This is a genomic window from Streptomyces sp. AP-93 (genome assembly GCF_022808175.1).
Lineage (GTDB): Bacteria > Actinomycetota > Actinomycetes > Streptomycetales > Streptomycetaceae > Streptomyces.
Genome location: NZ_JALGBX010000024.1, coordinates 129,108 through 154,851, shown reverse-complemented (window position 1 = coordinate 154,851; position 25,744 = coordinate 129,108). Strand labels below are relative to the sequence as shown.

At 70.6% G+C, this 25,744-nt stretch carries 20 protein-coding genes and 1 tRNA gene; 11 read left to right on the top strand and 10 right to left on the bottom strand.

Translation table 11 applies throughout. From position 1 onward, the window contains the following. Window positions 1–422: 422 nt before the first annotated feature. From topA to MTF69_RS32765, 5 genes are all read left to right on the top strand, one after another. Window positions 423–3,236 carry a type I DNA topoisomerase gene (topA, locus tag MTF69_RS32785; RefSeq protein ID WP_243339882.1) on the top strand — a complete coding sequence of 938 codons (2,814 nt, stop codon included), beginning with the start codon at window positions 423–425 and terminating at the stop codon, window positions 3,234–3,236. 296 nt (window positions 3,237–3,532) lie between these two features. After that, window positions 3,533–6,748: a dTMP kinase gene (gene tmk / locus MTF69_RS32780; protein WP_243339869.1), complete on the top strand. Its 3,216-nt coding sequence runs from the start codon at window positions 3,533–3,535 to the stop codon at window positions 6,746–6,748. 128 nt (window positions 6,749–6,876) lie between these two features. Further along, a complete protein-coding gene (locus MTF69_RS32775; protein ID WP_243339867.1) occupies window positions 6,877–8,088 on the top strand; it encodes a DNA polymerase III subunit delta' in 1,212 nt (403 codons plus the stop codon). Window positions 8,089–8,270: 182 nt separating this feature from the next. After that, entirely contained in the window at window positions 8,271–9,842 is a 1,572-nt protein-coding gene (locus MTF69_RS32770) for an alpha/beta hydrolase (protein WP_243339866.1), read from the top strand. Between the two features lie 117 nt (window positions 9,843–9,959). After that, window positions 9,960–10,033: transfer RNA gene (locus MTF69_RS32765), tRNA-Thr, on the top strand. A gap of 180 nt (window positions 10,034–10,213) precedes the next feature. Here the strand turns inward: MTF69_RS32765 and MTF69_RS32760 are convergent. Continuing rightward, window positions 10,214–10,450 carry a hypothetical protein gene (locus MTF69_RS32760; protein ID WP_243339865.1) on the bottom strand — a complete coding sequence of 79 codons (237 nt, stop codon included), beginning with the start codon at window positions 10,448–10,450 and terminating at the stop codon, window positions 10,214–10,216. Between the two features lie 7 nt (window positions 10,451–10,457). After that, entirely contained in the window at window positions 10,458–10,757 is a 300-nt protein-coding gene (locus MTF69_RS32755; RefSeq protein WP_243339864.1) for a hypothetical protein, read from the bottom strand. A gap of 473 nt (window positions 10,758–11,230) precedes the next feature. On the opposite strand from MTF69_RS32755, the gene MTF69_RS32750 reads away from it, so the two are divergent. The 3 genes from MTF69_RS32750 to MTF69_RS32740 all read left to right on the top strand — a co-directional run bounded on the left by MTF69_RS32750 (window position 11,231) and on the right by MTF69_RS32740 (window position 14,842). After that, window positions 11,231–11,797, top strand: a complete 567-nt coding sequence (locus MTF69_RS32750; protein WP_243339862.1) for a Uma2 family endonuclease — start codon at window positions 11,231–11,233, stop codon at window positions 11,795–11,797. 431 nt (window positions 11,798–12,228) lie between these two features. After that, window positions 12,229–13,695 carry a DUF6397 family protein gene (locus tag MTF69_RS32745; protein WP_243339860.1) on the top strand — a complete coding sequence of 489 codons (1,467 nt, stop codon included), beginning with the start codon at window positions 12,229–12,231 and terminating at the stop codon, window positions 13,693–13,695. Next, window positions 13,631–14,842: a helicase-related protein gene (locus MTF69_RS32740; RefSeq protein ID WP_243339859.1), complete on the top strand. Its 1,212-nt coding sequence runs from the start codon at window positions 13,631–13,633 to the stop codon at window positions 14,840–14,842. Before MTF69_RS32745 ends, MTF69_RS32740 begins: the two co-directional genes overlap by 65 nt. A 74-nt stretch (window positions 14,843–14,916) precedes the next feature. On the opposite strand, the gene MTF69_RS32735 is transcribed toward MTF69_RS32740, so the two are convergent. From MTF69_RS32735 to bagL, 5 genes are all read right to left on the bottom strand, one after another. Then, complete coding sequence (locus MTF69_RS32735; RefSeq protein WP_243339858.1) at window positions 14,917–15,156, bottom strand: hypothetical protein; 240 nt, start codon at window positions 15,154–15,156, stop codon at window positions 14,917–14,919. A 125-nt stretch (window positions 15,157–15,281) separates the two neighbouring features. Next, complete coding sequence (locus MTF69_RS32730; protein ID WP_243339857.1) at window positions 15,282–15,422, bottom strand: hypothetical protein; 141 nt, start codon at window positions 15,420–15,422, stop codon at window positions 15,282–15,284. A 257-nt stretch (window positions 15,423–15,679) separates the two neighbouring features. Further along, complete coding sequence (bagJ, locus tag MTF69_RS32725; protein ID WP_243339855.1) at window positions 15,680–17,038, bottom strand: bagremycin/ferroverdin transporter BagJ/FevB; 1,359 nt, start codon at window positions 17,036–17,038, stop codon at window positions 15,680–15,682. Window positions 17,039–17,091: 53 nt separating this feature from the next. After that, window positions 17,092–18,456 (bottom strand): bagremycin/ferroverdin biosynthesis FAD-dependent oxygenase BagK/FevA1, encoded by a 1,365-nt coding sequence (gene bagK, locus MTF69_RS32720; protein ID WP_243339854.1) that lies wholly within the window; start codon window positions 18,454–18,456, stop codon window positions 17,092–17,094. Between the two features lie 95 nt (window positions 18,457–18,551). Continuing rightward, window positions 18,552–19,049: a MarR family transcriptional regulator BagL/FevM gene (gene bagL / locus MTF69_RS32715; RefSeq protein WP_243339853.1), complete on the bottom strand. Its 498-nt coding sequence runs from the start codon at window positions 19,047–19,049 to the stop codon at window positions 18,552–18,554. A gap of 59 nt (window positions 19,050–19,108) precedes the next feature. Here bagL and bagM point away from each other — a divergent pair, with 59 nt between their 5' ends. From bagM to MTF69_RS32700, 3 genes are all read left to right on the top strand, one after another. Next, window positions 19,109–19,756, top strand: coding sequence for a bagremycin/ferroverdin biosynthesis UbiX family decarboxylase BagM/FevK (gene bagM / locus MTF69_RS32710; protein ID WP_243339851.1), 648 nt, complete (start codon window positions 19,109–19,111; stop codon window positions 19,754–19,756). Next, a complete protein-coding gene (gene bagN, locus MTF69_RS32705; RefSeq protein ID WP_243339849.1) occupies window positions 19,753–21,258 on the top strand; it encodes a bagremycin/ferroverdin biosynthesis UbiD family decarboxylase BagN/FevL in 1,506 nt (501 codons plus the stop codon). Before bagM ends, bagN begins: the two co-directional genes overlap by 4 nt. Before the next feature lie 165 nt (window positions 21,259–21,423). Beyond that, a complete protein-coding gene (locus MTF69_RS32700; RefSeq protein ID WP_243339848.1) occupies window positions 21,424–22,509 on the top strand; it encodes a prephenate dehydrogenase in 1,086 nt (361 codons plus the stop codon). A gap of 186 nt (window positions 22,510–22,695) precedes the next feature. On the opposite strand, the gene bagI is transcribed toward MTF69_RS32700, so the two are convergent. From bagI to bagZ, 3 genes are all read right to left on the bottom strand, one after another. Beyond that, window positions 22,696–23,685, bottom strand: coding sequence for an AfsR/SARP family transcriptional regulator BagI/FevR (gene bagI / locus MTF69_RS32695; protein WP_243339847.1), 990 nt, complete (start codon window positions 23,683–23,685; stop codon window positions 22,696–22,698). A 593-nt stretch (window positions 23,686–24,278) separates the two neighbouring features. Beyond that, on the bottom strand, window positions 24,279–25,202 hold the full coding sequence (bagH, locus tag MTF69_RS32690) for a bagremycin/ferroverdin biosynthesis o-aminophenol oxidase BagH/FevF (RefSeq protein ID WP_243339846.1): 924 nt from the start codon (window positions 25,200–25,202) through the stop codon (window positions 24,279–24,281). Window positions 25,203–25,237: 35 nt separating this feature from the next. After that, on the bottom strand, window positions 25,238–25,603 hold the full coding sequence (gene bagZ / locus MTF69_RS32685) for a bagremycin/ferroverdin biosynthesis copper chaperon BagZ/FevE (RefSeq protein WP_243339845.1): 366 nt from the start codon (window positions 25,601–25,603) through the stop codon (window positions 25,238–25,240). Window positions 25,604–25,744: the final 141 nt, after the last annotated feature.

The window sequence follows — 25,744 nt, the reverse complement described above, 5'->3', positions numbered from 1 at the left end:
CCGGCCTTCGGGCCCTGCGGCATGCGGGCCCCGGGGCGGCCCGGGGCGGTGTCGCCCCTGGTGGTGAGGGGTGCTTCGGTCCGGCGGGGGTGGGGTCGGGGTTCGCGGCCGGGGAATCGGCCGGATGTCGCTCACGTCCGGCGGCGCGCCGAGTTTCCTCCGCTCGTCCGGAATGCGCGCAGGATCGTAAAGAACGACGTGAAGCGGGGTCCCGGGGCGGGGCCAGACGGCCCTTCGGCCACTCTGCCCGGTGAGTGCGCAGGGCCCGCCGCGGCATCCGGGCGGCAGAAATGGCACTTGTCGGGTTACCGTTCGAGTGGCCGTTGCGGGCTTCTGCCGTTTGACACGGGGGCGGGTTGTACCGTCACACTCCGCAGCGTCGCCGTACTGCGACCGAGTGCCGACCGGAGAGAAGAGCCAAGTTGTCCCCGACTAGCGAGACCGCAAAGGGCGGCCGCCGACTCGTCATCGTCGAGTCCCCTGCCAAGGCGAAGACGATCAAGGGCTACCTCGGCCCCGGATACGTCGTCGAGGCGAGCGTCGGGCACATCCGCGACCTCCCCAGCGGCGCGGCCGAGGTTCCCGACAAGTACACCGGTGAGGTCCGCCGTCTCGGTGTGGACGTCGAGCACGACTTCGCGCCGATCTACGTCGTCAACGCCGACAAGAAGGCCCAGGTCAGGAAGCTCAAGGAGCTGCTGGCCGAGTCCGACGAACTCTTCCTCGCCACCGATGAGGACCGCGAGGGCGAAGCCATCGCGTGGCACCTGCAGGAAGTCCTCAAGCCCAAGGTCCCCGTCCACCGGATGGTCTTCCACGAGATCACCAAGGACGCGATCCGCGACGCCGTCGCCAACCCGCGCGAGCTCAACCAGCGCATGGTCGACGCCCAGGAGACCCGCCGCATCCTCGACCGCCTCTACGGCTACGAGGTCTCGCCGGTCCTGTGGAAGAAGGTCATGCCGAAGCTGTCGGCGGGCCGCGTCCAGTCGGTGGCCACCCGCATGGTCGTCGAGAAGGAGCGCGAGCGCATCGCCTTCCGCTCGGCCGAGTACTGGGACCTGACCGGCACCTTCGCCACCGGCCGCACCGGTGACGCCTCCGACCCGTCCACGCTGGTCGCCCGCCTGAACACGGTGGACGGCAAGCGCGTCGCGCAGGGCCGCGACTTCGGCTCGACCGGGAAGCTCAAGAGCGAGGTGCTGCACCTCGACGAGGCGAACGCGCGGGCGCTGGCCGCCGCGCTGGCCGAGACCTCGTTCGCCGTCAGGTCGGTCGAGTCCAAGCCGTACCGCCGCTCCCCGTACGCCCCGTTCCGTACGACGACGCTCCAGCAGGAGGCCTCGCGCAAGCTCGGCTTCGGGGCGAAGGCGACGATGCAGGTGGCGCAGAAGCTGTACGAGAACGGCTTCATCACCTACATGCGTACCGACTCCACGACGCTCTCCGACACCGCGGTGTCGGCGGCGCGGGCGCAGGTCACGCAGCTCTACGGGGCGGAGTACCTGCCGGAGAAGCCGCGCGTCTACGCGGGCAAGGTCAAGAACGCGCAGGAGGCGCACGAGGCGATCCGCCCTTCGGGTGATCGTTTCCGCACCCCGGCCGAGACCGGTCTGTCCGGCGACCAGTTCCGCCTGTACGAGCTCATCTGGAAGCGCACCGTCGCCTCCCAGATGAAGGACGCGGTCGGCAACTCGGTGACCGTGAAGATCGGCGGCCGGTCGGCGGACGGCCGCGACGCCGAGTTCTCTGCCTCCGGCAAGACGATCACCTTCCACGGGTTCATGAAGGCCTACGTCGAGGGCGCGGACGACCCGAACGCCGAGCTCGACGACCGTGAGAAGCGCCTCCCGCAGGTCACCGAGGGCGACGCGCTGTCGGCCGAGGAGATCACGGTCGACGGCCACTCGACCAAGCCGCCGGCCCGCTACACCGAGGCCTCGCTGGTCAAGGAGCTGGAAGAGCGGGAGATCGGCCGCCCGTCGACGTACGCGTCGATCATCGGCACGATCCTGGACCGCGGGTACGTCTTCAAGAAGGGCACGGCGCTCGTGCCGTCCTTCCTGTCGTTCGCCGTGGTCAACCTGCTGGAGACGCACTTCGGGCGGCTCGTCGACTACGACTTCACCGCCAAGATGGAGGACGACCTCGACCGCATCGCGCGGGGCGAGGCCCAGTCCGTGCCGTGGCTGAAGCGGTTCTACTTCGGCGCGGAGGACGCGACCGAGGTCGTGCCGGCCGACGGTGACGCGCTCGGCGGTCTCAAGGAGCTGGTGACCGACCTGGGCGCGATCGACGCCCGGGAGATCTCCTCCTTCCCCGTCGGCGAGGGCATCGTGCTGCGCGTCGGCCGCTACGGGCCGTACGTGGAGCGCGGTGAGAAGGACGCCGAGGGCCACCAGCGGGCGGACGTCCCCGAGGAGCTGGCCCCCGACGAGCTGACGGTCGAGTACGCGGAGGAGCTCTTCGCGAAGCCGAGCGGCGAGTTCGAACTGGGCAAGGACCCGATCAGCGGGAACGAAATCGTCGCGAAGGACGGTCGCTACGGGCCGTACGTGACGGAGATCCTCCCCGAGGGCACGCCGAAGACGGGCAAGAACGCGGTCAAGCCGCGGACGGCCTCGCTGTTCCAGTCGATGAGCCTGGACACGGTCACGCTCGAAGACGCCCTGCGTCTGATGTCCCTTCCCCGGGTCGTCGGCGTGGACGCGGAGGGTGCGGAGATCACCGCGCAGAACGGCCGCTACGGCCCGTACCTGAAGAAGGGCACGGACTCGCGGTCGCTGGAGACCGAGGACCAGCTCTTCGCCATCACCCTGGAGCAGGCGCTCGCGATCTACGCGCAGCCGAAGCAGCGGGGGCGCGCGGCCGCGAAGCCGCCGCTGAAGGAGCTGGGGACCGACCCGGTGAGCGAGAAGCCGGTGGTCGTCAAGGACGGCCGGTTCGGTCCGTACGTGACGGACGGCGAGACGAACGCGACGCTGCGGCGGGACGACGACGTCGAGACGATCACGCCGGAGCGCGGCTACGAGCTGCTCGCGGAGAAGCGCGCCAAGGGCCCGGTCAAGAAGACGGCCAAGAAGGCGCCCGCGAAGAAGGCGCCCGCGAAGAAGGCCCCGGCGAAGAAGGCGACGGCGACGAAGACGGCTGCCGCCAAGAAGACGACGGTGGCCAAGAAGACGACGGCCAAGAAGGCGGCAGCGAAGAAGACGGCCGCCGTCCCGGCGGACGAGTAGTCGCCAGACCCCGGTCCGCTGATTGCGGACCGGGGTCTGCTCTTCCAGCCGTCCGGGGTTTGAGGACCGGGGTTTGAGGACCGGGGTTTGGGGCGGAGCCCCAGGAGCTTCGGGCGCAGCCCGGGGCAACCGGGTCAGGGCGGAGCCCTGGGAACGGTGGAAGGGCGAGTAGGGGACCCGGCCCCGCGCAGCGGCGACACGGCCGGCGGCACGCCCCGGACGGGTGGGTCGGGGGTCACACCGGACCTTGTCCACAGCCCTCCGCACCCGCACAGCGCAGCGGATAGGCTGGGCGGATGACGCGAGCCGAGCAGCCAACGGTCGTGACCGCCACCACCGACACCGCCCCCGCCTACGACGAAGCCCTCGCCGCGGACTCCCGCGAGCGGGCGGTGCGCGCCCTGCTGCGCACCCCCGGGCTGCGGCGGCTGTGGAGCGCGCAGTTGGTGAGCGGCATCGGTGATGCCCTCGCCCTGCTGGTCCTGGTGCTGCTGGTCTTCCAGACGGCCGTGGAGCAGGACTCCTTCGGTGGCGGCTACACCGGCTGGGCCCTCGCCGTCGCCGCCGTCTTCGGCGTCCGCGTGGTGTCCACCGTCCTCTTCGGCGCGGTCCTCCTCGGACCCCTGGCCAAGCTCGCCGCCCCCGGCGGCAAGCTGGACCGCCGCTGGACGATGATCGGCGCCGACGGGTTCCGGCTCGGCCTGTTCGTCGTGGCCCCGCTGTGGCTCGACTGGATCGGCCCGCACGCGCTGACCGCCCTGCTCGCCACCGTCTTCGTCTCCGGCGCCGCCGAGCGGCTCTGGGGGCTGGCCAAGGACAGCGCCGCGCCCGGCCTGCTGCCGACGCCACCGCCGGAGGGGGCGACCGTACGGCCGCTGCCCGACCACCTCGACGCACTGCGCCGGCTGAACCTGCGCACCGCCTTCGCGGCCCTGCCGATCGCCGCTGCCGCGCTGCTCGCCGCGACCCTGATCGGCAAGGCCCTCGGCCTCGGCATCGGCTGGTTCGCCGAGAACCAGGCGGCCCTCGGCTCGTACGTGGCCTCCGGCCTCTTCGCGGCGTCCGTATCGCTGCTGCTCCCGCTGGTGCTGCCCGCCGCGAAGACCCCGCGTCCGCGCTCCCCGCTGGAGGGCCTGCGCGCCCCCAAGGCGGGGGACCGGCCGGAGAAGGGGCGTACGGGGGCCATCCCGCTGCTCGTCCTCGTCTGCGCCGCCGTCGCCGGAGCCGTCGCCTCCGCCGCCGCCGTGGCCGTCCTGCACGCCACCGACCTGGGGGGCGGAGCGGCCGCGTTCTCGCTGTTCGTACTGGCCCTGCTCGGCGGCACCGCCCTCGGGATCCGCGCCACCCAGGCCGGCAAGGTCCTCCCCGCCCTGTCCCGGCGGCGCCTGCTGGCGCTGTCCGTCGGGGTGGCCGGGCTGGCGCTGCTGCTGACCGGGCTGGTTCCGGACACCTCGACGGTGGTGTTCCTCTCGCTGCTCGCCGGCAGCGCCGCGGGCGTCGCCGCGAACACCGGGCACACGCTGCTCGACCAGGAGACCGAAGAGTTCCGCAGGGCCCGGGTCACCGAGCACCTGCAGGCCGTCGTCCGGGTCTCCGTGGCCGTCGGGGCCGTGGCCGCCCCGCTGCTGGCCGCCCTGATCGGACCGCACCGGGTGGCCGCCGGCGAGGTCGCCTTCGCGCACGGCGGCGCGGCCTTCACGCTGATGCTGGTCGGCGCCCTGCTGCTGCCGGTCGCCGCCATCGTCCTGGCCAAGGCCGACGACCGCAGCGGCGTACCGCTGCGCCGCGACCTGCGCGAGGCGCTGCGCGGCGGGGAGCCGGTGCAGGCCGCGTCCGACGCCGGGTTCTTCATCGCCCTGGAGGGCGGCGACGGCGCCGGCAAGTCCACCCAGGTGGAGGCGATGGCCGACTGGATACGGGCGAAGGGCCACGAGGTCGTCGTCACGCGCGAGCCCGGGGCCACCCCGGTCGGCAAGCGGCTGCGTTCGATCCTGCTCGACGTGTCCTCCGCCGGCCTGTCGAACCGCGCCGAGGCCCTGCTGTACGCGGCCGACCGCGCCGAGCACGTGGACACCGTCGTACGGCCCGCTCTGGAGCGCGGCGCGGTGGTCATCACCGACCGCTACATCGACTCCTCGGTGGCCTACCAGGGCGCCGGCCGGGACCTGTCCCCGACCGAGATCGCCCGTATCTCACGCTGGGCCACGAGCGGCCTCGTACCGAATCTGACCGTGCTGCTCGACGTGTCGCCGGAGACGGCCCGGGAGCGGTTCACGGAGGCGCCGGACCGGCTGGAATCGGAGCCGGCGGAGTTCCACCAGCGGGTGCGGGCCGGATTCCTGACCCTGGCCGCGGCCGACCCCGGGCGCTACCTGGTGGTCGACGCGGGCCAGGACCCGGAGTCGGTCAGCACCGTCGTGCGCCACCGCCTGGACCGGATGCTCCCGCTGTCCGAGGCCGAGGTGGCCGCGCAGGCGGAGGCCCGCCGGCTCGCCATCGAGGAGGCCGAGCGCAAGGCCGAGGAAGAGGCGGCCCGCAAGGCCGAGGAGGCCCGGCTGCTGGCCGAGGAAGAGGCCCGCAAGGCCCGGGAGGCGGAGGAGGCCCGGCTCGCGGCCGAGGCCGAGGCCGCCCGCAAGGAGCGCGAGGAGCGGCTGCGCGCCGAGGAGGAGGCCCGCGAGCGGGCCGAGGCCGAGCGGCAGCGGCTGGAGGCCGAGGAGAAGGCCCGCGCCGTGGAGGCCGAGCGGCTGCGCAAGCAGGCGGAGGAAGAGGCCCGGCTGCACGCCGAGGCCGAGGAGCGCCGGCTGGAGAAGCAGCGGCGGGCCGAGGAGGCCCTGCTGAAGGCCGAGGAGGCGCGGCGGCTGGCCGAGGTCTCGGCGGCGGAGGCCGCGGCGAAGTCCGCTGCGGCGGCCGCAGCCTCGGTCGCGGCTGCTTCGGCGTCCGTGGCGGCGGCTGCCCCTGTGGCCCCGGCGGCTCCCGCCGCTCCCGCGCCCAAGGCCGATCTGCGCAAGGATCCGCGCCACGACGAGGCCGTGACGGTCGAGACTCCGGTCGTCAAGCGGGTCGCGCGGCCGGACGACGTCACCCAGACGGTCCCGGTCCCGAAGGCCCATCCGGCGGCGGGCCCGGCGGACGAGACGGCGGTTCTGCCGCCCGTGCGCGCGACGGGTCCGGCGGACGAGACGGCGGTCCTGCCGCCCGTACGCCCCACCGGCTCGGGCGAGGCGGCGGCGCGGCCGGCGGCGCCCAGGGCCTCGTACTCGGCGTCGCGGCCGACGGCCCAGCGCCCCGAGGAGAACCCGGTCGACCGGGTCCCGCCGGGCATCTTCCGTGACTCGGGCAACGACGCGACCCGTGAACTGCCGCTCCTCGCCGAGGACGGCCGGCCGCGTCGGCCCCGCTCGGACTGGGCGGAGGAGACTCCGCTGGACGACCTGCCGACCCTGGCGGACGAACTGCTGGGACCGCGCGGGGACGACGAGGACGAGCAGGGCCGGGGGCCGCGCCGCCGCTGACGGCGTGGTGGTGGCGGTGGCGGCTGTGGTCGTCGTGGGGACCGGCTGGCGGGGATTGTCAGTGGGAGCCGCCACACTGGGTGAGCAGACGGCACGGACGGTACGCGAGGCGGAAGGCGGTGGGCGGGATGCCCGTATGGGACGACCTGGTGGGACAGGAGCGGGTCCAGACGCAGCTGGCCGCCGCCGCGGTCGACGCCGACGCTCTGGTCACCGCCATCGAGGCGGGGACCCCGCCGCCTGCCGCCTCCAAGATGACGCACGCCTGGTTGTTCACCGGACCGCCCGGCTCCGGGCGGTCCACCGCCGCCCGCGCCTTCGCGGCCGCGCTCCAGTGCACCAGCCCGGACCGCGCCCTCGGCGGCGAGCCGGGCTGCGGGTTCTGTGACGGCTGCCACACCACCGTGATCGGTACGCACGCCGATGTGGAGATCGTCCGTACCGATCAGCTGTCCATCGGCGTGAAGGACACCCGGGCGCTGGTGCGCCGGGCGCAGCTCTCCCCGGCCGTCGGACGCTGGCAGGTCATCGTCCTGGAGGACGCCGACCGGCTGACGGAGGGCGCAGGCAACGTGCTGCTCAAGGCCGTGGAGGAGCCCGCTCCGCGGACCGTGTGGCTGCTGTGCGCCCCCTCGCTGGAGGACGTGCTGCCCACCATCCGCTCCCGCTGCCGGCACCTTTCGCTGCGCACCCCGCCGGTGTCCGCCGTCGCGGAGGTGCTCGTGCGGCGCGACGGCATCGAGCCGGACGTCGCGCAGGCCGCCGCCCGCGCGACCCAGGGGCACATCGGCCGGGCCCGCCGGCTCGCCACCGACGGGGCGGCCCGCTCACGGCGCGCCACCGTCCTGAAGCTGCCGATGCGCGTGACCGACGTGGGCGACTGCCTGAAGGCGGCGCAGGAGCTGGTCGACGCCGCCGCCGAGGACGCCAAGCAGGTCGCGGAAGAGGTCGACACCAAGGAGACCGAGGAGCTGCGGGCCGCGCTCGGCGCCGGAGCGGGTACGGGCGGGCGGATGCCGCGCGGCACGGCGGGCGTGATGAAGGAGCTGGAGGACCGGCAGAAGCGCCGGCGTACGCGCACGCAGCGCGACAGCCTCGACCTGGCGCTCACCGACCTCACCGGCTTCTACCGGGACGTGCTGGCCCTCCAGCTCGGATCCTCGCTGGCCATCGCGAACGAGGAGATACGCCCAGACCTGGACCGGATCGCCCGGGAGTCGGGCCCCGAGCGCACGTTGCGGCGCATCGAGGCGATCATCGCGTGCCGGCAGGCGCTCGACCGCAACGTCTCCCCGCTGCTCGCCGTCGAGGCGATGACGATGTCGCTGCGCGCGGGCTGACACGCGCGACTCTTCCCGGGCCCGCGACTCCGGTTGACCGCCTCACCCGTTCGAGGGGTCCGCGTGGCGGGCCGCAGACGCCGCCGGTCCGTACGGGGCGGCGCTCCGCGCCCGGGCGGCCGCCCGCCGCCCGGCGCGGGCACCACCGCCCCGGGCGTGCCCGCAGGCCGTAGGCTCCTGGAATGGACACCAGTCGCCTGCTGCGCACCACCGGGACCGTGATCGCCGCTGCGGGGCTACTGCTCTCCGGGTGCACCTCGGGCGGTTCGGGCACACCCCGCGCCGCCGCGTCGTCCGGCGGGGCCTCCGAGGCACCGTCTGCCGAGCCGTCCGCCGTCCCGGCCGCTCTGCGCCCGTACTACGACCAGAAGCTGAGCTGGCGCGAGTGCGGTGTGCCCGGCTTCGACTGCACCACCATGAAGGTCCCGCTGGACTACGGGAACCCCGGGGGCGGGGACATCGACATCGCGGTGGCCCGCCGCAAGGCCACCGACCCCTCCGAGCGGCTCGGCTCGCTGGTGGTGAACCCGGGCGGCCCGGGAGGCTCCGGCATCGGGTACCTCCAGGCGTACGCGGGCATCGGATACCCGGCCCCGGTCCGCGCCGCGTACGACATGGTCTCCTTCGACCCGCGCGGCGTGGACCGCAGCACCCCCGTGGAATGCCTGAACGGCCCGGCCATGGACAAGTACACCCAGGTGGACCAGACGCCCGACACGCCGGCGGAGCGGGCCCTGCTGGTGGCCGCCTTCAAGGAGTTCGCGGCCGCCTGCCGGACGCACTCGCAGCGGATCCTGCCGCACGTGTCCACGGTCGACGCCGCCCGGGACATGGACGTCCTGCGTGCGGCGCTGGGCGACGAGAAGCTGAACTACGTCGGCGCCTCGTACGGCACCTTCCTCGGGGCGACGTACGCCGACCTCTTCCCGGGCCGGACCGGCCGGCTGGTCCTGGACGGGGCGATGGACCCCTCCCGGCCCGCGGTCGAACTGAACCGGGACCAGACGGAGGGCTTCGAGACCGCCTTCCGGGCCTTCGCCGCGGACTGCGCGAAGCAGACCGACTGCCCGCTAGGCCAGGGGAGCCCGGATCAGATCGCGGAACGCCTGAAGGAGTTCTTCCGCAAGGCCGACGCCCAGCCGGTCCCCACGACCGACCGGTCGCGCCCCGCGCTCGGCGAGTCGCTGGCGACGACCGGGGTGATCGCCGCCCTGTACGACGAGAACGCCTGGCCGCAGCTGCGCGAGGCGCTCGGAGCCGCGATCGACGGCGACGACGGCAACGGGCTGCTGGCCCTCGCCGACAGCTACTACGAGCGCGAGCAGGACGGCAAGTACGCCAACCTCATGTCGGCGAACGCCGCCGTCAACTGCCTCGACCAGCCCCCGGCCTTCAACGGGCCCGAGGCGGTCGAGAAGGCGCTGCCCTCCTTCGAGAAGGCCTCTCCGGTCTTCGGCGCGGGCCTGGCCTGGGCCTCGCTGAACTGCGCGTACTGGCTGGCGAAGGCCACCGGCACGGCCAAGGCGCTGCACGCGAAGGGCGCCCCGCCGATCGTGGTGGTCGGCACCACCCGCGACCCCGCGACCCCGTACAAGTGGGCCGAGGCCCTGGCGGGCCAGCTCGACTCGGGTGTCCTGCTGACCTACGACGGCGACGGCCACACGGCGTACGGCCGGGGCAGCGACTGCATCGACTCGGCGATCAACCAGTACCTCCTGGAAGGCACCGCTCCGAAGGACGGAAAGAAGTGCTGACCCCCACCGGCGGAGCCGCCCCGGCACCCTGTTCGGGGCACCCCGTTTAACCCTGTAGACTTGGCGCCGCTGCTGATGAGAGGCTCCCACCAGGGAAATTCTTGTCTTCCCAGCGGTGCCGCCTTAGCTCAGCTGGCCAGAGCAACGCACTCGTAATGCGTAGGTCTCGGGTTCGAATCCCGAAGGCGGCTCGGATTAGCCCCAGGACTCACTCGCCGTGACCTGGGGCTTTTTCATGCCCGTGAACCGTGCGGGAGCGGGCGCTGGTGCGGCTTCGTCGGCCACGTGAGCATCGCGCCATCGCCGAGTTCCAGAGACCGTCGACCGGCGCGCGGTCCGAACTGGCGATGCTTCAGGGGCGTGGCGTGGGATCAGCTCTGCGGGTGCGCGGCGCGTCTTCTTGAGAGGTGGGACTGCCATGCCCAGCGGGCCAGGCCGCCTACGGCGAGCGAGGTGACGATCGCGCCCCAGTCGATGACGTGGGGGAGGCCCGGGAAGAAGGCGAAGAACGCGAAGGACAGTGCCGTGGCGACCACGAAGGCGGCCAGGCCGGCGCGGCGGCGCTTGGATTCCCATGCGGAGTCGTCGGGCGAGGGCTGGGTGGTCATGTGCGGCTCACTTCGTGATGTGGTGGCACTGACTGACCCGGCGCACACTGTTGACGCTGATGTGAGCGCACGCCTTGCCGTAACGAGGCAGTGTCTGGGGTGAGTTGTCGCGCATCGGGTGGATCTCGCACTCGGTGTGCGTCTTGCCCCGGGACGTGCGGTAGGTCTTGTTGTCGGTGTCCGCGTAGGTGAAGTCGATACGCCAGTTGCAGAAGCCTGAATTCAGGGCCCCTACGAAACCACAGTCGACGCAGGCGTTCTGGTACGTGATCTTCTTGCCTTCGCCGCGGACGGCGTGAGTGAACATGCAGCCCGTCGGAACCTTCATGGTGACACCGCCGACTTGGTAGTCGAAGCCGGTGACGGGTGTCGAGCCGATGGCGCCGGCGTGCGCCTCGGCGTGAGGTAAGACGGCCAGCCCGACCGTCGTGGCGGGAGTGGCGAGATCCGGGCTGCCAAGAGCTTGCCCATCGGTGTCCCTTCAGGCGGAGTGTGTCTGCCTGGAGGGAACGCTTGCCGTCGACTCGAAGTTCTGCCCCGAGGGGCAGTCCACTACGAAGAGTGATCAACAGATTGGCATGCTGGCCACCCGTAACCGCCGCCCTCGGATGGTGGTCCTCTCCTGGAGGCTCATGCCAGTGGGAGCCGGCTTCCGGCCCGCTGCTCCAGCCGAGTCGCTCGCTGTCGGCTGTTCTGGCGTCCAGAGTGCTGGACGAGCCGAGACAGTACGCTGAACTCAGCGGGATCGGGCCCGCTCGCATGGCGTCCGGGAGGTGGGTCATGACTGCCGAGATGGCAGCCCCTGCGTGGATGCACGAGCAGATCACGGCCGAGCAGTACGACTCCTGGTCCGAGGAGCAGTGTGCGGGGATCGAGATCGTGGACGGGATGGTCGTGGTGAGTCCCAGCGCGTCCAAGCGGCACAATCGGCTCGCTCGGATCTTGGCGAACGTCTTGGAGGCAGCCGCCGGGCCGGACTGGAATGCCGATACCGACTTTGACGTCAGACTTCAGGATGTCCCCCTCACCAATCGTCGTCCGGATGTCGTTGTGTACCGCGCGGACACGATCGACATCACGCCTACCCGTCCCGAGCACGTGCTGCTGGTCGTGGAGGTTGTCTCACCGGGGTCGGAGACCACCGATCGGATCGTGAAGACGGACCAGTACGCCAAGTCCGGTATCGCCTTCTACTGGCGGGTCGAGCAGGCCGCGACCGGTGTCCCCTTGGTGTACACCTATGTTCTCGACCCTGCGACCAGGGCCTACCGAGACGGGGACGTGTTCACCGGTGTCGTTAAGGTCTCGGCTCCTTTCCCGGTGGAGTTCGACCTCGGCCAGATCTGACCTCATGCTGGGTGCCGCCGTGCTTGCGTGAGCGATGCGTGAGCGGACTGGTTGGCATGAGGTGGATGGGGTGACACGCGGGGTCGTGGACGCAACGTGCCGACCTAGGGATATGGGATTCAGCAGAACGGCTCGGCAGGTTCGGGATGATCTTGTGAGGCCTCGTCATGCGTAGGTCTCGGGTTCGAATCCCGAAGGCGGCTCTGTGGAAGCCTCAGGACTCACTCGTCGTGACCTGGGGCTTTTGCTATTTCCACGGTCGGTCGGCGCATGGGGCGGCGCTTCGGCGGATCCGGGTTCTGGCCCCGTGTTCCGGTGAGGTTCGGCAGATGCGTGAGCACCCGGTGGTTGCCCTTGATAAGGGCGCGATCACCGATTGTCAGATCCCCGTGTCACCGTGTGAAGGATGGTGAAGACAGGGGAGGCGCATCATGGCCGGTACGACGGCAAAACACCTCACGCTCGAAGCGGCACGCCGGGAACTTGACCTGCGGAGAGACGAGTTCACTCTGGGGATCGAACACGGCCTGATCCGTACATGCTGGAGCGGAGATGAGCTGTACGTCAGAGCGGGCGAGGTGGCCCGGTGGCGCGCGAGCCCCGGTGAACTCGCCGAGTTCACGCGCATGGTGCACGCCGCCGAGGCCGCTGAGCTCGCGGGCGTCAGCAGGCACCGCTTCGACCAGCTGGCGCGCGCCGGGGTCATCCGCCCGGTCCGGTCGTACACCAACCGCTATCACGCCGAGGTCTGGCAGTACTCGGCCGCCGACGCCCGCCAGTTGCCTGAGCGCTGTCCCGAGCTGCTCGGTACCCGGATGCCCGGCCCTTTCCTGGCCGGACTGGCCTCCGGCGTCGACCGCCGGGCTGAGAGCTACCGCTCTCGTCTGCGTGCCCAGTCGTTGCTCAAACTGCGTGACCCTTGGACGAGAGCTGCCGCGTGGTCGCACTGGTCGCGTTCCGCACAGCCGTTCGCCGGCCGGATGAAGATCAGTCAGGCCGAGGCCGCCCATCTGGCGAGGCGCGCTGCGGAGGAGAGACTGACGGACGTGCTGGGCGCGCACACGGACCCTGTCACCCTCGAGGAACACGGAGAAGCTGCCCGCGAGTTCACGGCCGCGCTGCGCAGGGCCCGGCGCAGCCGCCCGGCGCCCGAGCTGGTCGCCCCCTCCGACGCGGCGGCACGGCTGGGGTGCGCTGTGGAGCAGATCCCGGACGAGTACCGCGACCGCGGCGTCCCCGCGGATCTACTCGAGAAGAGCGTGGCCGATGGCTCGACCACGGTGCCCACCCCCACGGGAGTCGTGGCGGGGCGTGAACACCGGGCTGCGCAGCACCGGAAGGACGAGCGGGAGGCGGCCCGGAAGGCTGAACAGGCCGCGAAGCTGCGGCGCGAGCAGCGCGAGAGCGCAGCCGCCGCGCGTGCGCGCGCCCATATCCCGGAGAGGACAGCCGACCCAAGAGTGACCCTCCACCTGGGCCCCACCAACTCCGGTAAAACACACGATGCCATCGATCTGCTGGTCGCCCGTGCCGAGGCCGGAGGGACCGGCGTGTACGCAGCGCCACTGCGCATGCTTGCCTTCGAGGTCTACGAACGGCTGCGTACCCGGCTCGGTGCGGAGCGGGTTGGTCTGCGCACGGGCGAGGAGTACGTCAAACCGGACGCGCCGGTTCTGTGCTGCACGGCTGAAGCGGCGCCCACGGTGGGCGACTTCCTGGTCGTTGACGAAGCGCACTGGCTGGCTGACGAAGACCGCGGCCACGCCTGGACCCTCCCCCAAGCTCCTTCGGAGCAGGGGGCACCCCCGGCTGCTGAGTGGATCCCACACAGACGTGCACGTCTGTGCCGCACCGGAGGCCGAAGACCTGCTGCGCAAGCTTTTCGCCCCCGGCGCTGACATCACGGTGGTTCGCCACACCCGGCACGGCACGCTGAGCCGGACGGGGGAGTTCCGTGCTGCGACCCTTCCGCAGGCAAGCGCGGTGGTGGCCTTCTCCCGCAAAGCCGTTCTCGCTCTGCACCGCGAACTGCTCGAGGCGGGCCGGTCGGCGACGGTCCTCTACGGCGCGATGCCGCCCGCGGCCCGCCGCGAGCAGATCCGGCGCCTGTCCGAGGGCGAGGTCGAAGTGATCGTCACCACGGATGTGATCGGGCACGGTGTCAACCTTCCACTGAGTGCTGTGGCATTCGCGGAAACGGGCAAGTACGACGGCAGGTCCCGCCGGGAGTTGCTGATCTGGGAGGCCGGCCAGATCGCGGGACGGGCCGGGCGTCGGGGCCACGACGCAGGGGAAGGGCTCGTGGGCGGCTATCGCAGTCGACTTCCCGGCCTCACTCCGAGGGCCCGCCTCCTGGACCAGGCCGTTCAGGCAGCCAATGGAGCGCGGCCCGGCAGCCTGCGCGTCACGACGGCTCAGCTGCGCCCCACCTGGACCGACCTCGGACAACCGAAGCAGCCCGGAGAGATCCCGCACGCTCTGGCCGGCTGGACCGCTGCAGCTCGTACGGCCGCGCAGGAGCGCTCATGGCTGCGGCCGATGCCCGTGGACGAGATTCACACCAAGCTACTGGCGGCACGCCAGGCCGTCGGGGCTCCGCCGGATGTCAGCGGTCGCTGGCCCCGCGACGGCCACACCGTCTGGAGCCTGATCACCCTGCCCATCGACGCCGACCGCCCGGCCTACCCGGCCGTTTGCCGGGCGGTCCTGAATGGTGCCGCCCTGCACCACCTGATCCGTCCACGCACAATCATCGAGCGGATGTCCTTGTCCCACGCCGAGGAGTACGCCGCGACCATGCGGGACCTGCGTACGGCCGTCCTGGCCTTCGGCCGTGAATGTGGCGGGCTGAGTGCCGAGGAAGTGGCGGTTGGCGAGCAGGCGGCCGCCGAACGGATCAACCAACTGGTTGCTGCTTCCCGGCCACTGGCCACGCACGGCAGCTGTGCCTCCTGTGGCGAACCCTGCGCCCCCTGGTACACACACTGCGATGCCTGCCACTCCGCGCGGTTCTCCTGCAATGACGGTGTCCGGCTCGACTGGTGAGAGCGGGACTGCTCTGACTGTGCCCGCTTCTCCCGCTCTGCTGCGAGCGCCATCAAGGGGCTCCTATAGGGGTCCTACCTGGAGGCGGTGTGCTTCCTCGTCATGTGGGACTGGCGGGCCCAGCGGGCCAGGGCGCCGACGGCGAGGGAGGTGATGACGGCGCCCCAGTCGATGACGTGGGGGAGGCCGGGGAAGAAGGCGAAGAAGGCGAAGAAGGCGAAGGACGCGGCGGTGGCGGCGAGGAAGGCGGCGACGCCGGCGCGGCGGCGTTTGGCTTCCCAGGCGGAGTCGTCGGGCGAGGACTGGGTGGTCATGTGCGGCTCACTTCGTGATGTGGTGGCACTGGCTGACCCGGCGCACGCCGTTGATGTTGAGGTGCGCGCACGCCTTGCCGTAACGGGGCAGCGTCTGGGGTGCGTTGTCGCGCATGGGATGGATCTCACGCGCCGACTTGGTAGTCGAAGCCGGTGACGGGTGTCGAGCCGATGGCGCCGGCGTGCGCCTCGGCGGGGGGTAAGACGGCCAGCCCGACCGTCGTGGCGGGAGCGGCGATGATCCGGGCTGCCAAGAGCTTGCCCATCGGTGTCCCTTCAGGCGGAGTGTGTCGTAACCGCCACCCTCGGATGCCGGTTTCCTGCGCGTGTGGTGCGTGGTCGGGACTTCGGGTGGATGCGCGCGCGAAGCTCCTGGCGGAGCGGGTGGTCTCGGTCGAGAACCCGTCTGCCAGGAGCTTCGTCGTTCTGTGCAGTGCCGACGTCCAACGGTTCGGCACCCCGGCCAGGTCGGAAAGGCTTCAGCGGGGCGTATCGGTGCCGATCGGACCCGTTGGAGCCTGGGTCAGGCTTCCTGTTGTGCCACGGCGGGCGGGAGGAGCAGGGCGGTCAGACCCGCGAGCAGCGGGAGCACCGCGACGACCGCGAGCGCGCTGGTGAGGGCCATGTGCTCGGAGAGCGTTCCGGTGGCGGCGGAGCCGATGCCGCCACCGACGAAGAAGAGAAGGTTGAGGACACCCATGGCACCGCCGCGCTGTGCGGGTTCGAGGCGGCTGGAGAGCACGGCGGTGGTGAGCACCTGAGTGGCCGCGAACGTTGCCATGCCCATGGACGTGCCGATCAGCATGATGACGATGCCGCCCTCGACGACGCCGACCAGCCCGAGGAAGACCGCGGAACTCACGGCCGCCCCGGTCAGCAGCAGGCTGCCGCCCTTGCCGGCGGTGAGTTTGCTGGCCACCCGCGCGGCCACCGCGCCGACGATCGCACCCGGCAGGAGCCAGGCACCGATGGCGAACACATCCCAGCCGTACTTGAAGGTGAGGATCTGCGGCACCGCGTACATGGCGGCGAACAGCCCGGCGTAACCGCCCAGTCCGGCCAGAGCCGCAGTCAGGAAGGTGCGGTCGGTGGCCAGTTGGCGCGGTACGAACCCGTCCGGCCGCTTGCCGATGTGCATCACGAGGCCAACTGCCGACAGCACCAGAAGCGCGGCCAGTGCGATCACCAGCGGGGTGGCCAGGTCCAGTGAGGATGCCTGGATGAGCAGGAGCAGCGAGGTCGCGCCCGTGCCCAGCAGGATCCCGCCGACCAGATCGACGGCCTTGCCGAAGCCGGGGCGGGTGGCCGCGAGGTCCAGGCAGAAGGGCACCAGCAGCAGCGAGAGCGCCGGCAGTACGAGGGTGAGCCGCCAGTGCATCCAGTCCGTGACCATCCCTCCCATGAGGGTGGCGGTGGAGGAGAAGAGCGCCATGGCCGCCCCGAAGATCCCGAGGATCTTGGTGCGTTGTGAGGCGGCCGCCGCGGAGGCGAGCGTGAGTGCGCTGGAGGTCATGGCGCCGGAGCCCGCTGCCTGGACGAACCGGCCCGCGATCAGGGTGCCGAAGTTGGGGGCGATCAGGACCAGCACCGCGCCGACGGCCAGGAACACCGACCCCACCAGGAGCGTGTTGCGCACACCCCACTTCTCCGAGAGTCGCCCGAAGAACGCGGTGCCGACGCCGAGCGCCAGGGCGTGCGCCGTCAGTACCCAGCCCGCGACGGCCGGGCGGACCTCCATCGCCTGGGCGACATCGGGCAACGCCACGCCCGCGGCCGTCACTCCGAAGATCACGGGGCCGAAGAGCGCTCCGAGCCTGAGCCCGGTCAAACCCGCACTGGGTGCGGTCTGCGGCGGGGCTTGGACCGCACTGTTGGTCGTCATCGAGGCTTTTCCTTCCAAAATCTGGTGTGCGCCGGATCTGCTTCTTCGGGTGGTCAGAAGCGCTTCGGGCGCGGCGGAATGTTGTGGTTGAACCGGAAAATGTTGTCGGGGTCGTACCGGGCCTTGATCTCGCCCAGCCGCGCCCAGGTGGCGGGGCCGTAGCCCCGCTCGGCCAGCTGGGCCGTCTGCGGACCTGCGAGGAAGTTGAGGTAGCTGCGGCCCGTCCCCCAGTGCGCCATCCCGTCCACGACGTGCGCCGGGCGTCCGCCGGGCAGCCCGAGAGTGGACAGGCAGAACGCGGCGTCCCGGTGGTCGACCGCGTTCGCCACCGAAGGCGGCTGACTCAGCGCGCCGCCCATGTGCCGCAGCTCGACCATGATGTCCGTGCAGTCGCTGTCGGGGCCCGCGAGGGAGAGCAGGTCATCGGCGGCGCCCTGACCCAGCTCGCGCAGCATGGTGGAGCGTTCGTCGTAAGGGATCGGGAAGGTCGGGTCGTTGTGGATCTCCGCGAAGCGCTTGTAGGGCATCTCCGCGAGCGTGTCCACGAGCGCCGGCGCGATCTTCCGCAGCGGCTTGACCAGCCGGTCCCCTTCGTCGCCCGGCCCCAGGTGGGCGATGCGGATGTGCACCACGAGCTTGCCCCGCAGAAAGGCCGGGATCGGCTCCAGGTCCGGCATCCGCAGCAGGGCCAGTGAGGAGGCCGTCTCCTGCGGAACGGACTCGGTCCACAACCGCCAGGCGTGCAGGACCTCGGCGGCCGTTTCACCGGGGAAGAACAGTCCGCCACCGTAGAACCGGGGCACCGGAAAGAGCCCGAACTCGATGGAGGTCACCACTCCGAAGTTGCCCTTGCCACCGCGCAGCGCCCAGAAGAGGTCCGTGTTCCGCTGCGCGGTGGCGGTCCGGGGCCATCCGTCGGGGGTGACGACGTCCACCGAGGAGACGTGGTCGGCGGCGAAGCCGTACGCGCGGGACAGCAGCGCCAGCCCGCCGCCCAGGGTGTAGCCGACCACCCCCACCAGCGGCGAGGAGCCGTTGAGCGGGGCGAGGCCGTGGACGGCGGCCGCCTCGACGACCTGGTGCCACTGCGCGCCGGCCTCTGCCCGGGCGACCCTGGCGACGGGGTCTATCGTCACCCTGTTCATCCGGCGGGTGTTGATGAGCAGCCCGGCCCCCTCGGCGGCACGCGAGGGTCCGTGGCCGGTCGCCTGGACCGCCGTCGGCATTCCTGTCTCAGCCGCGAAGAGGACGGCTTTGCGTACCTCCGCGGCGTCCTGGGCAGCGACGACCATCGCGGGCCGGTGCTGCACGATCTGGTTGAACCCCGCGACTTCGGCCGCGTAGCCAGCGTCCTCGGGCCCCAGTGCCGGGCCGGAGAGGCGTCCGGAGAGCCCCTGGACCGTTGCGGATATGTACATGCGTCAGCCCTCCAAGGCGGGACCCACTCGGGTCGCTGATCACAGTTCCAGCTGCGGCCTTGGGCGCCCATCCCTCTATTGGGGGGAGGTGGGATTCAGCGGTTCGGGCTCCCCGATTCCGGTCGGCCGGGGCCGGACCCGCCGGGGGAGGGCTGTGCCTGCATGTCGCCCAGGACGCGGAGCATGTCGACCAGTTGCCTCAGTCGGCGCTCGCCCAGCAGTTCCTCCACCTGCGCGTGCAGCTGACCGGCCTCCTTGACCGCCTCGGTCAGATGCCGGTGGCCGGTATCGGTGAGTGCGACGATGCGCCGCTTGCGATTCGCCGGGTCCATCTCCTTGGTCACCAGGCCCCGCGCATTCAGGCGGTCGAGTAGCACCGTGAGCGTGGAACGGTCGACCGCGGCCAGGGCTCCCAGCGCGGACTGATCCATGCTGCCGTGGTCGTCCAGGGTGAGCAGCACCGCGAACTGAGGACTGGTCAGGTCGGGCAGGCGCTGCTGCCACAGCGCCGTCCACGCCTGCCCGGCGCGGCGCAGCTGATGTGGCAGCGCCTCTTCCAGTTGTGGCCGTGGAGGGGGGCTTGTGTTCGTCATGCCGATCAGTATATTCAGTACAAGGATATTCCGTACACGGAAGGTTACGGTGGGGCGCGATGCGGCTGATCGTGGGAATGACCGGCGCCACAGGCGCGGTGCTGGGCGTTCGACTGCTCACCGAGCTGCGCAGGAACCCGCAGGTGGAGACGCACCTGGTGCTCAGCCGCTGGGCGCGCGCCACGGTGGAGCTGGAGACCGGGCTCAGTGGGCACGAGGTGGCCGCGCTGGCGGATGTCACCTACTCGCCCGACGATCAGGGAGCGGCGATCTCCTCCGGGTCCTTCCCCGTCGACGGCATGGTGGTCATCCCGTGCAGCATGAAGACCCTGGCCGGCATCCGGGCCGGGTACGCCGAAGGGCTGATAGCCCGCGCCGCCGACGTCACGCTCAAGGAGCGGCGCCGGTTGGTCATGGTGCCGCGGGAGACCCCGCTCAACGAGATCCATCTCGAGAACATGCTGGCGCTGGCCCGCATGGGCGCCTCGATCGTGCCGCCCATGCCCGCCTTCTACAACCGGCCCGGCACGGTCGACGACATCGTCGACCACATCGTCGCCCGCGTTCTCGACCAGTTCGGGATCGAGGTCCCCGGAGCCCGGCGCTGGGACGGCTTTCCGCGGTCCAGGGCCGGCCGGTTGGGCCCCGCGGCCGGCATTACTCCGGTACGCCACAACGGCACGAAGCAGAGGAGCTCCCGTTCATGACCTCCCCCGAGACCTCCCCCGAGACCAGCCCCGTGACCCGGTTCAGGGACCTTCGCAGTTACATCGACGCGCTGGAAGCCCTCGGCGACCTCAAGCGCGTCAAGCGGACGGTGAGCTCCGACCTGGAGGCCGCCGCCATCAGCCGCCTCTCCTGCGAACGCCAGTCACCCGCCCCGCTGTTCGAGAACGTGGCGGGCGTCGCGCCGGGCTTCCGCCTGTTCGGCGCACCCGCCGCGCTCAGTGCCGCTGCCGGCAAGCCGCTGGCCCGGGTCGCCCTGTCCGTCGGGCTGCCCGCCGAGGCCACCGCGGCCGAGTTGGTCGAGCACCTGGCCCGAACCCGCCACGCGGCGCCCATACCGCCCCGGATCGTCGCCCGTGAGGACGCCCCCTGCAAGCAGAACGTCCTGCTGGGCGACGACGCCACCCTCGACCTCTTCCCGGTGCCCCAGGTCCACGAGTTCGATGGCGGACGCTACGCCAACACCTGGGGGATCATCGTCGCCAGGACTCCGGACGGCCGGTGGACCAACTGGTCCATCGCCCGCATCATGCTGATCGACGGCAAGCACATGACCGGCCTGGTGATACCGGCGCAGCACATCGGCATGATCTGGCAGGAGTGGGTCGAGATCGGCGAGCCCATGCCGTACGCGCTGGTGCAGGGCGGGGACCCGGCGATCCCGTTCGTCGGAGGCATCCCGCTGGAACCGGGAGTCGACGAGGCCGGGTACATCGGGGCGCTGTACGGCGAGGCGGTCGACGTCGTGCGATGCGAGACGGTGGACCTGGAGGTACCCGCGGGCGCGGAGATCGTCATAGAGGGGCACCTGTCCATCGGCCGCGACGCGCGGGAGGGACCGTTCGGCGAGTTCGCGGGCTACGCCTCCACCGAGACCTCGATGCAGCCGGTGTACACGGTCGAAGCGATCACCCACCGGGACGACCCGATCTGGCCGCTGGTGGCCGAGGGCCGACCGGTGGACGAGTTCCACACCGTCACCGGTGTCGGCCAGGCGGCCGAGGTGCTGGCGGAGCTGCGGTCTGCCGGTCTGCCGGTCACCACCGCCTGGTCGCCGCTGCGCGCCGCATCGCACTGGATGGTGGTCACCGTCCCGCAGGACTGGCGCGACCGACTGCCCGGAGTCGACTCGGCCGAGTTCACCCACCGGATCGGCAAAGTGCTCTCCGAATCCCACTCGGGTCGTGCCACGGCGGCCACCTTCGTCCTGGACGACGACATCGACCCGGCCGACGACACCGACCTGCTGTGGGCGCTGGCCACCCGGATCCACCCCCTCGACCGTGCGGAGGCGTGGTACGGCTTCGTCCACCCCCTGCTGAACTGCTACACCCGCGAGGAACGCGCCGCCCAGTCCGGCCCCATCGTGTTCCACGACGGGCTTCTGCCCGCCCCGGGAGGGAGCCGCCTCCCCCACAGCTCCTTCGCCGAGGCGTACCCGGAGCGGATCCGCCGGCAGGTCCTCGATCACTGGGACGACTGACGCGACACCTGGACCAGGGCGGGCCGCGGCGCGAGCATCACGCAGACGCCGGGCCCGCCTTCCGCGAACCTGGACGGAGCACGTGAACACTGACCAGCAGCACGAGGGGCCCGACGGCCTCCCCCGCGCAAGCGCCGTGAGGGCCCTGTCCGAGGACATCGCCCGGTGAAGACCGCCCTCGTCATAGGAACCGGTCTGATCGGCACATCGGCAGCCCTGACCCTCGCCGGACGCGGCGTCGCCGTCCACCTGGTCGACCACGACCCGGACAGGGCCCGGACGGCGGCGGCCCTCGGCGCCGGCAGTGACGAGCCGCCGCCCGGCCGTGTGGACCTCGCGATCGTCGCCGTACCGCCCGCGCACACCGCCGCCGTGCTCGCCGAGGCGATGCGTACGGGGGTCGCGCGCGGCTATATCGACGTCGCCAGTGTCAAGAGCGGTCCCCGGCGCGAGCTGGAGGACCTGGACATCGATCTCAGCGCGTACATCGGTACGCACCCGATGGCGGGCAAGGAGACGTCCGGCCCGCTCGCGGCGACCGCCGATCTCTTCGAGGGCCGCCCCTGGGTGCTCACCCCGGTGTCGGACACCGACACCGAGGTACTGAACCTCGCCCTCGAACTGGTCGCGCTCTGCGGCGCGGTGCCGGTGGTCATGGACGCCGCCGCCCACGACCGGGCCGTCGCCCTCGTCTCGCACACCCCCCAGCTCATTTCCTCGATGGTCGCAGCACGGCTGGAAGGCGCGGACGAGACGTTCGTACGGCTCTGCGGCCAGGGCATCCACGACGTCACCCGGATCGCGGCCTCCGACCCCCGGATGTGGATCGAGATCCTGTCGGCCAACCCGGGCCCCGTCGCCGACGTGCTCGCGGACGTGGCCGCCGACCTCGAGGAGACCGTCGAGTCGCTGCGCGCCCTCCAGTCCGCCGACGAGGCCAAGCGGCGCGGCGGAGCCGCGGGCATCGCGAACGTACTGAGCCGGGGCAACGCGGGCCGGTCGCGGGTGCCCGGCAAGCACGGCGCGGCCCCCGCCGCGTACGAGACGGTGGCGGTCCTCATCAGCGACGAGCCGGGCGAACTGGCACGGATCTTCGCGGACGCCGGACATGCCGGGGTCAACATCGAGGACGTGCGGATCGACCACGCGACCGGGCAGCAGGCGGGTCTTGTGCAGCTCATGGTGGGACCCGCGGCGGCCGACGCCCTGAGCGCCACCCTGCGAGAGCGCGGCTGGTCGATCCGCCGGTGACGCCGGACGGTGACGCCGGGGGTGGAACGCCGAATGGCGCCTGCTCGACCGGCGAACCACGACGACAGCGCGCACGCCGTGTGTCCGATGGTCGAGCAGGCGCCATACCCGGTGATCACGCACACGATGCCCGGCGCCGTGAACGGCGGACTTCGCCGCCATCCACCGGTGGGTTGACGGGGAGGCTCAGGCTCCCGGATTGCACTCCTTCGAGTTCAGCCACAACGACAGGATGTTCCGAAGCCCGTCGCGTTCGACGCGGAGCTGGTCGTTCTCCAGGCGCAGTTGTTCCAGTGGGTCGGATGTGACGGCGTTCGGCGAGGTCCGTGGCAGCAGTGCGACGCCGGCCGGGCGGCCCTGCTGACCGTGTGAACGAGGGGGCGGCGGCGCGAGGACGTCCCTGGGGAGGGACTCGGCTAAGGAGAGTCGCCCGTCCAGGATCGACTGGTGCAGGACGTGCAGATCCTGCGCCGGTTCGATGCCGAGATCCTCGGAGAACCGCATTCTGGTGGTGCGGAAGGTCTCCAGGGCATCGGCCTGGCGGCCCGAGTGGTACAGCGCCAGCATCAGCTGGGCGCAGGCGCGCTCCCGGAAGGGGTTCTCGGCGACGAAGGCGGTCAGATCGCCGATGATCTGCTGATAGCGGCCCAGTTTCAGCGTCACGTCGAAGTACTCCTCTTTCACCGTCAGCCGGTCCTCGTTGAGCCCGACGACGAGAGAGGCCAGCGCCCTGCTGTCGAGGCCGGCCGCGACCGGGCCGCGCCACAGGGCGAGCGCCGACTTCAGCAGCCCTTCGGCGCGCTCCAACTGCTTGTCGCGGACCATGGCCCGCCCCTGGGCGACCAGCGTCTCGAACTTGAAGAGGTCCAGTGACTCGTTGTCACGCACCCTGATGCGGTAACAGGAGGGGTGCGTCTCGATCACGCTGTCCTGCTCTCTCCCCCGGAGCAGGCGGCGAAGGCCGGAGACGCAGATGCGGATCTGTCCATGGGCGGACGCGGGCGGCTTGTCGTCCCACATCGCGTCGACCAGTCGCCCGAGGCTGACCACCTGGTTCGCCTGGAGGAGCAGCGCCGCCAGTAATTTCTGCCTGCGGATCCCGCTTATTTCAATTTGTTCGTCGCCGCGCATCACTTGCAGCGGACCCAGTATTCTGAAAACGTGTTCATAGCGCATATCGATACCCCCGTAATGATGTGCGGAAATGACGTAGGAGCTAACATGTGAGGATTCTTTTGCCCTCCGAGGTGGAATCGATGATTCCCGTGGTCACGTACGCGTGATCGTGGTCGGCGGCGGGCGGCTGAGACCGCTGCGCGGGACTGAGGTCTTCCTTGGTGCGGCACGGGGCTTGTGGCTTGTGGCGGGTGCGGATCGCGTCGCAGATCTGTTTCCGGGTGAGGCGCCGTCGCAGGTCGGCGACGTGGCGCTGGGTGCGTTTCCCGATGCGAAAGGAAGTCTGCGATCATGATAATCTGAGGTGGCGGACGGCCACGCGGCGGGATGGGTGTTCAGTCGGGCGGCGACGCTCTCGGCGTTGCGGCCTTCGCCCCGTCCAGCCCGGCAGTCGTGTCGCCGCCGCGTTGATCTCGGTATCGTCAGTGCCCCTGGTCGGCGTTGCCGGCAGGTCACATCATCACTTCCGCACCCCCGTTGATCTCGAAGAATCAATATGGCTGTCATCGACATGATGGAAATGTCGATGGCAGCCATATTGATGCCATAAAGCGGTCGCTGGTCAGCGATTATCTTCCGGTTCTGCAGGGCACCTATTCGTATCTGTAGAACTTCGAGTGATCCAGCAGATCGGCGGGTGCCATCGAGTACCAGGGCGCGAGCTTCGTATGCAGCGACGGGACATCCGGGTGTTCGGTCAGCGGGAGGTAGTGCGGGACGTCCGGATGCGTCTTCTGCCAGATCGACCAGAGCTTGTCGATGAAGCAGTGGTGCATGAAGAAGATGGGGTCGTTCGGCGACCCGATGTACAGCATGTGGCCGCCCATCCAGGTGTGGCCGGCGCCGTGCAGCTTGCCGAGGTTCGCCTCCCAGGGGAACTTCGCGTACCCCTCCAGGTGATTGCGCAGGGACTGCGTCTCGGTTCCGTAGCCGGAGGTGTAGTTGTAAGGCGGAGTGTCGTAGGTCGTGATCGCGAGCGTGTCCTCCAGCTCCTTGACCGTCGGCAGGGCGGGGTTCACGGTGCCTATGTCACGGACGAGGTAGTCCCGGTCGTCCGCCGTGTAGTTGCCGTTGAACGCCGGATGCTCGTCGCCGACCGGCACCACGCTGACATTGAGCTTCCATCCGTTGCAGCGGGCGAAGGGGCCGGTCATGACCTTCCGGTCACCGGGCCGGCCGTTCCCGCCCATGAAGTCGTCCGCCCACAGCGGCGAGTCCAGGCTCTGGTCCTTGGTCCAGTCCCAGTAAGGAATCGTGACGCTGGGGTCGACCTGCTGGAGCGCCCTTTCGAGGACGAGCAGGTACTGGCGGTGCCACGGGAACAGGCCCGGGCTCATATGACCCCAGCGCTTGCCGACGCCCCCGTCCTTGTCCAGGTAGTCGCCCGAGTTGATCTGGATGTGGATCCGGACCAGCTCGTCGTAGATGCCGAGTTGCTTCACCCTGCGCACCGCGCGGATGAAACGACTCTTCTCCGAGGCGGTCATGTTGAGATGGTTCTTCCGGACGGGAACCATGAGGTCTCCTCCTTCTGGGGTCTCTCGGGGCTGGATCAGGCGTGGTGGGTGCCGGACGGGAGCAGGTTCGCCCCGCGCAGCTCGTCGACGGCCTGGCGGCCGGCGGCCAGCGGGGTGGGCTCGATCCGGTAGTGACACATCGCGCTGAGGTAGGCGTCGTCGCCCAACTTCATGAGGTGCAACGGCTTGTCGTCTATGTGCACCGTTCCGTCGGCCTTGGACACGGTGATCGTCCGGCCCTTGTACGTCTCGGTGTACAGATCCTGCGACCCTTCGGCCGCGTGGCCGTGGGCCGAGTCGTGCGTGGAGCCCGCGCTGTTGCCCGCCTGTATGACAGCGGCCGGCACCGCCACGACGGCGGCGGCACCCGCTATGCCTTTCATCACGTCACGTCGTTTCACTGACTTCCTCCTGGTTGGCAACCCATTGATCAGTCAAACTCCCGCCAAGCCTTTCAACGCGGCCTATCGGCGGGATATCGCGAGGGGGCGGTGCGGCTGCCCGCCTCTGCCCGTTCCCGCGGCCGCGGCTCGCGGCTCGCG